This window comes from Streptomyces sp. NPDC056160, assembly GCF_042268205.1.
Lineage (GTDB): Bacteria > Actinomycetota > Actinomycetes > Streptomycetales > Streptomycetaceae > Streptomyces.
The window spans coordinates 1-11,793 of the sequence record NZ_JBHJUW010000201.1 but is presented as its reverse complement, the minus strand read 5'-3'; the positions used below and the strand labels follow the sequence as shown (position 1 = coordinate 11,793).

Annotated in this window: 7 protein-coding genes; 4 read left to right on the top strand and 3 right to left on the bottom strand. The window is 69.5% G+C overall.

Annotated features, from left to right (window positions below; translation table 11 throughout):
• The 3 genes from ACFC02_RS39095 to ACFC02_RS39085 all read right to left on the bottom strand — a co-directional run.
• A partial coding sequence (locus ACFC02_RS39095; protein WP_376367199.1) for a transposase occupies window positions 1-2,236 on the bottom strand: 2,236 nt, incomplete at its 3' end.
• Between the two features lie 27 nt (window positions 2,237-2,263).
• The gene (locus ACFC02_RS39090; RefSeq protein ID WP_376367197.1) at window positions 2,264-3,022 is read right to left on the bottom strand and encodes a hypothetical protein; all 759 of its coding nucleotides are present in this window, start codon (window positions 3,020-3,022) and stop codon (window positions 2,264-2,266) included.
• 115 nt (window positions 3,023-3,137) lie between these two features.
• Entirely contained in the window at window positions 3,138-4,262 is a 1,125-nt protein-coding gene (locus ACFC02_RS39085; protein WP_376367195.1) for a TniQ family protein, read from the bottom strand.
• Window positions 4,263-4,460: 198 nt separating this feature from the next.
• Here ACFC02_RS39085 and ACFC02_RS39080 point away from each other — a divergent pair, with 198 nt between their 5' ends.
• From ACFC02_RS39080 to ACFC02_RS39065, 4 genes are all read left to right on the top strand, one after another.
• A complete protein-coding gene (locus ACFC02_RS39080; RefSeq protein WP_376367193.1) occupies window positions 4,461-6,776 on the top strand; it encodes a Helicase associated domain protein in 2,316 nt (771 codons plus the stop codon).
• 62 nt (window positions 6,777-6,838) lie between these two features.
• Window positions 6,839-7,450 carry a hypothetical protein gene (locus tag ACFC02_RS39075; RefSeq protein WP_376367191.1) on the top strand — a complete coding sequence of 204 codons (612 nt, stop codon included), beginning with the start codon at window positions 6,839-6,841 and terminating at the stop codon, window positions 7,448-7,450.
• Complete coding sequence (locus tag ACFC02_RS39070; RefSeq protein ID WP_376367189.1) at window positions 7,444-8,868, top strand: hypothetical protein; 1,425 nt, start codon at window positions 7,444-7,446, stop codon at window positions 8,866-8,868. The genes ACFC02_RS39075 and ACFC02_RS39070 overlap by 7 nt, the downstream gene beginning before the upstream one ends.
• Window positions 8,869-8,951: 83 nt before the next feature.
• Entirely contained in the window at window positions 8,952-11,429 is a 2,478-nt protein-coding gene (locus ACFC02_RS39065) for a Helicase associated domain protein (RefSeq protein ID WP_376367187.1), read from the top strand.
• Window positions 11,430-11,793 lie beyond the last annotated feature (364 nt).

The window sequence follows — 11,793 nt, the reverse complement described above, 5'->3', positions numbered from 1 at the left end:
GGCGGCGGGCGGGGGGGTGTTGGGGCGGGGGGTGGGGTGGGCGCCCCGCCCGTTTGTCCCCGCGCGCCCCCGGGGGGCCCCGCCCCGGCGCCCCCCACGACGTGGCGGGTGCAGAGGGGGGTGCCATGGGGGAGATGGGCAGCGCCGGGTAGGGCCGCAGGGTCGACAGGTCGAACTCCTCCAGACTTGCGTACGGGTCCTGGGACGGCTGCTCCGTCTCCAACTCCAGCCCCTCGAAGGGCGGTTCGGCTCCTGTGCGCTTCGGTGGCGGTCTGCGACTGCGGCCGCGCCGGTTGCGCTGCGCCAGGGCCAGGGCGATCGCCTCCTCGTCCTGCTTGCTGCCGCCGGCCGCACGGTGCTGCTCGGCGTGCTCCTGCCACATGTCCGCGGTCCACGGGTCGGTGAGCAGGTGCCGCAGCCGGAAGTCGCACGTCACCCAGGTGCCCGCCGCATGGTCGTAGAGCCACACCCGCTCGGGCCGGTAGGGGTTGAAGCGGCACTCCCACCTGCCCGCGCGGCCGGGGAGTCTCGAGTCGCCGCGCAGGAGGATCTCCCGGTAGTGCCCGGCGTCCTGTGCGACAGGCTGGTAGGTCCGGTAGTTGATCATGAAGCCGCCTTTGCCGGGAGTGACCCACCGCGGGAGCAGGAAGAAGCGGTTCTGGGCGGGGGAGAGCGGCATCGGCCGGTAGCCGGCGCGGGCTACCTGGACGGCGTACATGTCGTTGGGGGACAGCACGACGTGGGGCCGGAACGGGTCGCGCAGTCCCGCATCGGGGGTCTGCTGGTACTCAAGCGCGACCCATTCCTGGGCCATCTGCTGGAGCTCGGCGATCGTGTACAGCGGCATCCGCTCGATGCCGTGGCCGCGCTTCTTGTGGCTGCGGCCCTGCCAGCCGTGCGTGACGTGCTGGCTGAAGCGGTGCGCGAGGGTGATGAAGAAGTGCTCGGCGAGCGGCTTGTCGGACGGGGTCTTCTTGCGTGCCGGGCGCCGCGCGATGCGCAGCCGGTCGCAGACCTCGGTGAAGTGGTCACTCACATAGGGGCTGCCCTGGTCGTAGACGATCAGTTCGGGACGGATGACCGGGCGGGCGGCGGTGGCCTTCGTGAACCGTTCGTCCGCCGCCCGCAGCGCCCCGAACGGCAGCGCGGAGGTGGCGGCCGCGCTGAGCGGGTCCCAGCCGGGCATCACGGGCCAGGGCGCGAAGGCCTGGGCGAGCATCAGGGTCAGGTCGATCCCTCGGGTCGCCCTGCCCGGCTGTCCCTGTCCGGCGTCCCTAACCTGGCTGGGGGTGATCATCAGCGCGCACACGCTGTGGCTGGCCACGTCGATCAGCACGGTCATTTCCGTGGAGATGGGCCGGCCGTCGTCGCCGCAAGCGGAGATCCGCAGGGGCGTGGTGTCGGCCTGGGTGACTTGCCCCGGCCGCAGGACGATCTCACGGCCGCCGTGGGGGAGGGGCGGGGCGGAGGCCAGGGCGGCACGGGCCCGAGTCGGCTGGGCCAGGGCGTCGGCCAGGCCGGACTCCTTCATCCGCAGGTAGAAGGTGGAGCGGGAGGGCAGCAGGGCCGCCGCGGCAGCCGGGTCGTCGAATTCGTCGCTGTACCGCGCGCGCAGCAGGTCCTCCACCTCCTCACGGATCAGGTCGATGGTCACGTTCGAGGCGCGTGCGCGCCGGGTCACCACCTCCTGCATGGCGGCCAGGCACCGCGGATCGGTGAAGCCGCCCGGCCGCTTGTCCCGCGGCCGGGACAGCAGGACGGCGGGGTTCTCCCCGGACGCTTTCCACGTGCGCCGCTTGTCGGCGAGGGTGTGGGCGGAGCAGCGGATGCCGTCGGCAGCCAGGCGCGCCGACATCGCGGCGCACCGCTGGGCCAGCGTCGTACCGGGTCCGAATCCCTGTTCATGTTCGCTTCGGCCCGGTGCCAGGCCGGTGTCGATCTCGACCATGCGCGCCTGCCACAGCGCGGCCTCCTCCTCCCGGCCCTCCTGCCGACCCCACCAGTCAAGAGCCACGTCCTGCGCAGCTGGTGCCGCATCGGAGCTGAGGACGGCGAAGTCTTCCGCTCCCACCAACCACCGGTACGACACCGCTTGGGGCGCCTGGCCGCCGTCGTGCGGCACCAGGGTGACCTGCGGCCCCTGCCACGCCACCACCTCCCATTCGCGCTTCTGCCAGCGCACCCGCGCCCCGATCGACAGCGACCCCGAAGACCGGCCTCCGCGAGTTCTGGCCATGCGCCCCGTGTCCCCCGTTCTCGTCCTTCAGGCCGTCCAGGCCACGGCGTCGGGCAGTAGCGGCTGGCAGTCGTCGAACAGCAGCTGCCGCTGCCAGAGCATCCGGTAGGCGAGGTCCAGCCCCGTCAACTCGTCCAGGCCGCTCGCCGCCACTCCCGCCCGCAGGCCCGTCGGCTCCCTGAACGCATCCAGCAACGCCTGCCCCCGGCCGTCCTCGTCGCCCGTACCGAACCGGTAGCCGGCCAGCCACGCCAGATTGCGTCCGCGCAGCCCCGACGGCTCACGCACTTGCCGCACCCGCCACCCGGCCGCCCGTGCCACAGCCTCAAGGATCTGAAGCCTCGCCACGGGCAGGCTCTCCTCGCTGAGCGGCTTCAGCACCAGCACCTCACGCACACCGTCCAACGTGCGCGCCACGAAATCCGGGCGCCACCGGCGAAGGCGTCCGTTCGCCCGCCACCGCAGTTCCACTGGGCTGGCGCTGAACGCCGCCCAGGCCGGCTCGAAGTCCAGCTCCAATGCGAGGCGCCACTGCCGCAGACTCCCGCACACCACCGTCTGCTCTCTGCTCGCCACCGGCCAGTAGGTGATGATGCCCTTGCGGCCCCGGTAGGGAACCGGCTCGGTGACCGGCCCGAACTCCTCCAGTGCCAGCCCTCGCAGCCGGTCCGCATCGCAGGCGCGCACCGGCCCGTACGGCTCGCGGTACTGGGCCACGACTTCCCGCTCCATGCTCGGCCCCGCCTTGCCCACCAGCAGGCCGCCGGGCCCCTCCACCGCGCTCATGCCGCCCGCCTCCTGCCAAAGGCGTTGCGCTGCTCCATACACCAGGCCGACGGGACGCCCGTCGCCCGCTCCCGCAACACCGTCACCCGCGGACGGCGCCGTTGCGCCGCCGGATTCACATCTCGCATGCCGGCTGTCCCAGCTGCCAGGGCAGACACGAGGCCGCCCCCAGGACCCCGGTGGGCTGTGCCGCCCGTTCATGCCCGGCCGACAGCCGCAACGCCTGCACCTGCCGCGACTCTCCGGCACCCGGCGTCCCGACACGAACCCGCCGCGCCTTTGGTGCCGTCTCTGCGGTCGACCTGCTGGTGGTGTCCGATGCCTCGCCGACGGCGGTGCTGTGCCGCTGCAGCCAGTCCATCAGCGCCAGCCGGCCGACCGAGAAGTCGACGCCCCACCGGTCCATCTCGTCCCGCAGCTCCTCCATCCACTGTGTGCCGGCTTGTGCGTCTCGCCTGCCCGCGTGTTCGAACGCGGCCAGGTGGTCGGCCACAGCCGCCGCCTCCGGCATCAGCACGAGCGGTGCCACAGGCATCGCCTGCGTCTGAAGGTCCGCGTCCCGTGCTCGCCTCGCCCACGGTGCGGTGCCCGGGAGGTGAGTCCACCAGTGCACCGTGATCTGGAAGGCGTCGGCGAATAACTGCTCACCAGCTGCCCCGTATTGTTGGTGGAGGGCTTCCCGTTCCCGATGCGCCTTGGCCGTCTCGGGCAGCAGCTTCAGCGACAGCCCCCGCTCGCCCCCGGTGCCGTCACTGTCGGTCCACCGCCAGTGCTCCAGACACACCCGCCACTTGTCCGCGTTGATCATCCACACCGTCTCCCGCACCCCGCGGTCGGCGGCACACGTTGCGCACAGCGGCACCAGGTGTCCCTCGTGCACCAGCCACGGCCACTTCCACACCGCACTCTCGGCATCGGGCTTGAGCAGATGCGCTGCCGCCGTGCTCGGCAGCATCTCCTGCAGCGCCTGCGTGGTGCTCCCGGCCAGCACTGCCAGATACGCAAGGCCTTGCTCGTTGACGTACATCTCGGTGGTGCGGGGGTAGGCCCGCACCCGCAGCGGATCCGTTGAGGCCTGCCCGAAGCCCACGCGCTCCAGCAGCTCCTCCAGCTGAAATCCCTGGCCGTGCGCCAGCCGCTTGACGAAGCTGCCCGTCGACTCACCCCGTACCGGTACCACCCGGACCGGCAGAGGCTGCCGCGGGCCGAACGGCCAATCCGGCGCTTCCGGTACGTCCATCTTCGCCCACCCCCTCCCCGGTGCTGCGTCCGACTGCCGCGGCCCGGCATTTGTTCATGCTGCTCCGCGCCGTGCCGCAAGAACCTCGCCGCCCGCCGGATGTGCCGGAAAGGATGAACCGGTGCGTGAAGGAGGACCGGGCGCTGCCTCCCGTGCGGACCATGAGATCCCAGGCGCATGAGACAAAGGGGGATGCCGGTGCCCGGGACCGTCACCGTAGAACAGCTCGCCACCCCGCTGCGCGGACACCAGGCTGCCGCCGTCGACCACAGCGTCTCCGCCTTCCTCGACCACCACGCCCGCGTCAGCATCGTGATGGCCACCGGCACTGGCAAGACCCTCGTCGCCCTCCACATCGCCCATCGCACCGCCCCGCACGGCAACGTGCTCCTCTTCGCCCCCAACATCCAGCTGCTCTACCAGAGCGCGCAGGTCTGGCAGCGCGAAGGCCGCCGCGGCCTGTACCTGACCATCTGCCACGAGGACGCCGGCAACACGTTGCCCGGCGGTGTCCTGCGCATCGGCTCGGCCGAAGAGCTCGCCCAACACGCCGCACAGGCAGCGGCCTTCGGACCGCTGAACGTCTTCTGCACCTATCAGTCACAGGAGAAGGTCGAACAGGCCCACCGCGATCACCATCTCGCCCGCTGGGACCTGATCATCTGCGACGAGGCCCACCGCACCGCCGGTGACGGCAACAAGGCCTGGGCCCGCGTCCTGGACGACACCCTCTTCCCCGCCCGCCAGCGCCTGAACATGACCGCCACCCCACGCGTCCTCGCCCCCGATACCGACGGGGACACCCTGGGCACGAACCTGATCGCGTCCATGGACGACCCGCGCCTGTACGGGCCGGTCGTCTACCGTCTCTCCCTGGCCGAATCGATCGCCGAAGGCCTCCTGGCCGACTACGAGATCGTCGCCGTCGAAGTCACCGAGGACGACCTCAGACGGGCACTGCGCCATCCCGGGCGCATTGACGCCACCAGCGAAGGACTGCGCCTGGCAGCCGCGCAGATCGCCCTCCTGCAAGCCCAGCACCTCTACGACCTCCGGCGCACCCTCACCTTCCACACCTACATCGCCGACGCCTCCGTCTTCGCTAAAACCCTCGCTGTCACCGCCCAGTTCGTGCTGCCGCACATGCGCTGCCGTCTTTCCAGCAACGTCGTCCACAGCAACCTCAGTGCCGTTGCCCGCCGCCGAGCGGTCCAGGAATTCATCGACACCCCCGCCCACGCCCCCGACGGAGAGGAACTTGCGCGCAGAGCGGTGCTCAGCAACTGCAACTGCTTCACCGAGGGCGTCGACATCCCCTCCCTGGACTCCATCCTGTTCGCCGACCCCAAGAGCAGCCCCGTCCAGATCCTCCAGGCCATCGGCCGGGCCCTGCGCCAGATACCCGGACAGGGAAAGATCGCCCGCATCATCGTCCCCGTCTACCTCCGCCCGGGCCAGCAACTCGAACAAGGAGTCAAAGGCACCAGCTTCCACCTGCTGCACCAGATCCTCATCAGTCTCAGCGCCTGGGACGAACTCGTCTTCACCCGCGTCACCCTCCACAGCCAACAGCGCACCCTGCGCCCCTACACCCCCGCCCAGCCGCTGCGCGCCGACGAACTCATCGACCTACTCCACCCCAAGCACACCCCCGCCCCCAACCAGATCTGGGACGCCGCCCACGCACACGCCCAGGCCTTCAACGCCACCCACGGCCACCTGAACGTCCCCAGCCGACACCAGACCCCGGACGGCTTCTACCTGGGCTGGTGGGTGGGCAGACAGCGTTCCCTGAAACAGCACGGCATGCTCCTGTCGCAGCGCGCCCACGCTCTCGAACTGCTCGGCATCCAGTGGGAACACCCGCCCACCAGCATCGAGTTCACCCTCGACATCGCACGCGACTACATGAGCCGACACGGGCACCTCGTCCCCGCCTACGCCGAGACCCACCACGGCATCCGCCTGGGCATGTGGCTCTCCCGCCGCCGTACCGAAGCAGACCACCACGACCTGCCCTACTGCTACCACCGCGCCCTGACCGAGATCTATCCCTGGTGGAACAGCCCCTGGGACAGAACCGGGCAGTGGCGCCGCACCTACGCCGCCGTCCTGCGCGCCGCCCGCCAGAACAAGGTGCCCTTCCCCGACCTCGGCCCCGAACAGACCCGCAACCCCTACAGCAGGTGGCTGGCCGACCAGATCACCGTCCTGCCCCGCCTGACCGCCACCCAGCGCGAACTCCTCGACCAGATCCCCCTGCGCCACCCCCTCGCCCACCTGCTGCGCCGACCCCGCGGATCCTCCGCCTGGGCCTTCCACAAAGGACTGCGCGAGGCCTACCTGTTCTGGCGCACCCACCAGCACCTCGCCGTCCCCGCCACCTACCGCGGCGACGACCAAGGCGACCCGCTCCTGCTGCGCCGCTGGCTGTCCGAACGACGCCGAGGCGTCGCCCGCCTCACCACCCAGCAGATCAACGCGCTTCAGGCCCTGGACATGCGCTGGTGTTGACGATCAGGACAACTTCCACCGTCCTTAGGCCAGCAGCCGGGTGATCGTCTTAGCATGATTTCGTGGTAGTTGGTGAGGATGCCCAGCTCAAGGGATTTTCCGGGGCGCGCAGGGCCAAGCAGTGGCTGGAGAGCACGATGCGGGTCCGCGGCGCGTACGCGAATACGGACTCACCGTCCTGCGGGCGCCGGCTGACCGTGTCGTGGCCGCACGGAGGCCGCACGTTCTCCTTCGACCTGGGCGGCTCGATGCGCGGCGAGCCCTACCACCACGACTCCTTCTGCGCGGAGATCAAGAACTACAGCCAACCAGGCGACCAGGGCGTCCAGTTCGATGCCTTCCTCGCCAAGTGCTATGTCGCAGCCCAGCTCGGACACCACCTCAGCGATCACTTCATGTGGATCACCTGGGCCCCGTTCCGCGTCAACTCCTGGTCCACGCTCAACTCTCCCGACCAGGTCGAGGCAGCGGTTCTGCAGCACAGCCAGCAGATCTTCAACACCACCGACACCGACCAAGCCCGCCAGCAAATAGACCGCGCTCTGGCTGCCTCCGTTGCCAAGCGGCTCTGGCTCATCGTGCTCTCGGACAAACAGGAGACCCTCGTGCCGCTCAAAGACTGGCAAGCCATCGTGGCTGCCGAGCTGACCCGCAGGGAAGACAGCTCGTGGTGAACCTCGTCGAGCAGTCGATCTCCCAGGCCATGGACGAGGCCGACGACCGCACCATGATCAACCGGATCAAAGACACCGTCGCCCGCCATCTCAGGCGCCTGGACCCTCATGCCACGGTCACCACGACCGAGTTCTTCAACCACACGCACGTGCCCGACATGGTCCTGCAATGGCCCGACCAGCCCCGCACCCCACGACGGTTCATCTACCTGCGCACCACATCCAACCAACTCGAGCTCGAAGACGACCTGCAACGCCTGTCCGCCCAGGACAGCCCCGTCCTGCTGACCCTGGGGCAGCTTCCCGAAGACCGCCGGCCCATCGGCACCCCGCTACGCCCAGGCCACGATCCCAAACTCCTGCTCGACACCCCAGCGCTGGGCACACTCCAACCCCAGACCGAAGCCCCCGGGCTCCCGCACCTGATATCGCGTTCCGTCCTCGAAGGAGGACGCGGCACCCTCGACGGCCCAGCAACCGAACGGTTCCTGAACACCGTCACCCAAGGAGCCGAAGCAGCCCGCTTAGGAGAACCAGAACCAACCCGCGAAGCCGTCAACGCCCTGACCGACCGCATGACGGCAGACGTCTCCGACCGGATGGCCGCCTTCCTCGCTGCTCTCTGGCAAGGCAGCGGAGCCACCCTCGCCACCTTCCCCGGACCCCAACGCGTCCTGGGACAACTCGACGAGACGGCCCTGACCTACCTGCTGGAAACCGAAGACATCCCGGACCCGCAATTCTGGAACCGCGTCGTCCGGATGATCAGCCTCCCCACCCTGCTGCGCACCGCAGCCGGCGACTCCAACAACCTTCAGCATCTGATGCGCCAGGCCATCCAGCTCTGGACCAGCCACGTCTGCATGATCGTTCCAGGAGAGACCGCCCCTGGAACCGGCCCGTGGCGCTGGACGATCAAAGCCGGCCAGCTCATCCTTCAGGCCCCGCGTTTCCAAGCCCTCGTCGCCCAGTCGAGACGGCAACTGCCCACCGCACAGGAGTACGACCTGCCCCTCCTCGACGAGGTCAGGGCACGAGCCGCCCGATTCAGCATCCCGCTCACCTCGCTGAGCATGGTCGTCACCAACCGGCATGTGGGATACGGCGGTCCGGGCGACGACATCGCTCACGACATCCAACTCGATGGAATCAGCGACGCCCTGGGCCAGGCGGAAGGCGTGATTGAAGCCGATGCCAAAGCCCCCTCCGGGGCCACCCTCCAATGTGCCTTCGGCACGCGTACTGCCAGCGCCCGCGGCGCACGCACACAGGTCCGCCTCGATGCACTGTTCGGCACGACAACCCGCATGCTCATACCGCTCTCCGACGACGAAGCCGACAAGATCACCCAACTGCTCGGCGCCCAGGGCCCCCCGCCGGACCAGCCCTGGACTCAGCCGACCTTCGACGACCTGTAAGCCGGACAGCCACCGCCTGCACAGAGCCCAGATGGGGGAGGATGGCGGATGACCATGGCTACCGTGAGTTGAGGTTGCACGCGATGTCCACCAGCCCCGAGCCTGCCGCTGCGACGCACCTAGCGCCCTCTGCCCGCCGGATGCTGCGCTCCGATCAGCACGCCGCGGTGGACAGCGCCGTGCGGCACCTGAGAAACCCGGGCTCGCGCGGGCACATCGTCTCCGCGTGCGGGACCGGCAAGACCCTGATCGCACTGCGCACCGCCGAGGAACTGGACGCCGCGCATCTCCTCATCGCCGTACCGTCCCTGGATCTGATCGCCCAGTGGGCGGCCGCGGCCCGCGCCGACGGCCGCCACGAGCCGCTGATGGCGGTCTCCTCCGCCGACGCCGGCAAGCACCCGCTGCTCGCCGGCGCGGGAGCGGTGAGCACGAGCTCGGGGGAGTACCTGGCGTACTGGCTCGCTCAGCGCAGGAAACAACGTGAGCGGGCGACCGTGTTCGTCACCCTCGACTCCCTCCCCAGGATCGAGGAGACCCAGCACACCATCTTCCCCGTCCCCGTCTTCGACCTGTTGGTCGTGGACGAGGCGCACCGCACGGCCGGGAGCTGGGGCAAACAGTGGACGACGGTCCACGACCAGGCCCGGATCCTGGCCGACCGCCGCCTCTACCTGACCGCGACCCCGTACGAGTGGGAAGCCCCCCGCCTGACCGAGGCCCCCGACCGGCGCCCGCAGCCCAAGCGCACCGCGGCGACCGCTCCCTCCTGGGAGGCCCCATCCCTGGTCGCCTCGATGGACGATCCCAAGGTGTTCGGCCCGCGCCTGCACACCTACTCCCACGCCGACGCGATCGAAGACGGCGTTCTGGCCGACTACCAGCTCCTCGTCCCCACCATCACCGACACCGACCTCCGCAGCGCCCTCACCGACACCGACCTTCAGACCGGCTTCGGCCCCACAGCCCGGCGGACAACCGCGCTGCACCTGGCCGTCCTCAAGACCATGCGCGAGCACGACCTCAAGCACGTGATCGTCTACTTCCAGCAGATCGCGGACGCCGCAGACTTCGCCCGACAGTTCTCCCACACCCTGCGCACCCTCCCCGCAGACCAACGTCCCGCCTGGGCAGCCGACTTGAGCGTGCAGTCAATCAACGGCACCCACACCCCCGACCAGCGCCAGAAGATCCAGGACCGCTTCATCGCCGCCGACCGCTCCATCCTGACCAACGCGCAGGTTCTGGGCGAGGGCGTCGACCTGCCGGCCGTGGACGCCATCGTGTTCGCGGACCGCACCGCGAGCGTGCGCCGCATCGTCCAGGCCCTCGGCCGCGCCCTACGCAAACCCCCCACCCTCGACCACAAGACAGCGAGCCTGGTCATCCCCGCCTACACCCCACCCGACGCCGACCCCACCGACCTGCTCGGCACCCCCTACGAAGCCCTCTGGCTGGTCACCGCCGCGCTGCGCCACCACGACCAGTCCATCGCCGCCCGCGCCCCACGCAAAAGCACCAAGCGCCGCCTGGCCACCGACACCCACCAACTGCTCGCACGCCGCTTCCGCTTCGACTTCACCCTCGATCCCGGCCACATCGCCCGCGCGATGGACCTTATTGCCTGGCCCGCAGCAGGCGCCGTCCTCTCCGCGCCCCGCCGCGCCGGCCTCGCGGCCGCCGTCCGCTACCACGCCGAGCACAGCCACCTGCGCGTCCCGACCGACTACGAAGACGCCTACGGCTACCACCTCGGCTCCTTCATCGACGGGCAGCGCACCGCCTACCACCAAGGCGCGCTCACCGCCGAATGGATCGACGAACTCGAGGACCTGGGCATGATCTGGGACGCCCACGAAGCCGCCTGGCAGGGCCACATGACCACCGTCGAGGCCTTCCACACCACCTACGGTCACCTCGCCATCCCCGCAACCGAACCCGGTGGCCAATTCCTCGTCGACCAGCGCGCCCTGGCCCGCAAAGGCCACCTCAACCCCACGCGCGAAGCTCAACTCGCCACCCTCGACGCCAACTGGACGCTCCCTCACGGCCCGGACTGGCACCGCAAATACCACCTGCTACGCCGCCACATCGAAGCCGGCCACGACCCCGCCACGCTGCACCGGGACCTGGTAATCGACGGCGTGAAGACCGGCGGCTGGCTGCACCGTCAGTTCACTACCTGGGCCCGGCTCGAGGACAGCCAGCGCGCCCTCCTCACCAGCCTCGGCCTGACCCCCGATCAAGTCCCGCTCCCAGCACGGCAAACAAACGCCACGCCCGGCACACGGACCCGCCGCTCCTTCCATCAGACCGCCGAGCTCCTACGTCTGTTCGTGGAGCGCTGGGGCCGCCCGCCCAGCGCTCGGGAGTGGATGGAAGTCGACGGTGAGCGCATCATGATCGGCCCTTGGCTCTGCAAGGTGCGCACCAAGCAGAATTCGCGCCAACTAACCGAAAAACAAAGCCAGTTGATGATGGGGATCCTCAAGGGCGATTGGATCACGACAGACCGTGAACTCTCCGCAGAGGAGCCCGGCCAAGTCTCGGAGATCCCATAGTTTTTTGCTTCCATAAGGCGCCACAGCTACCCCCAAGCCACTAGGGTAGAAGCATCACCTGACCGAAGGTCGGGACTGTGAGCACGGCAGGGGGCAGCCACCCCTTCACCGGCCGATGGCGTGAGTACCCCGGGAACAGAATCCGGCGTACAGTCCGACTCTCCGACCCTAACCAGCCGCTCCAGCTGCTGAGTTGAGGAATTCGCGGAGCGGATTCCGTCAGGCCGGATCGCGGAGCGATCCGAGCCTCGGCCAACGGAGTTGGCCGCACCGGCCACGGAGTGGCCGGCTGGCCGCGCGGAGCGCGGCGCTCTTCCGCCGCGTAGCGGCGGCGCGTCGTGTCTGCGGAGCAGACCGCGCGCGG

Bases quoted from the DNA above. Each gene is read 5' to 3' on its own strand.
- ACFC02_RS39090 (WP_376367197.1), bottom strand. From the start codon at position 3,022: ATGAGCGCGGTGGAGGGGCCCGGCGGCCTGCTGGTGGGCAAGGCGGGG.
- ACFC02_RS39085 (WP_376367195.1), bottom strand. From the start codon at position 4,262: ATGGACGTACCGGAAGCGCCGGATTGGCCGTTCGGCCCGCGGCAGCCT.
- ACFC02_RS39065 (WP_376367187.1), top strand. From the start codon at position 8,952: ATGTCCACCAGCCCCGAGCCTGCCGCTGCGACGCACCTAGCGCCCTCT.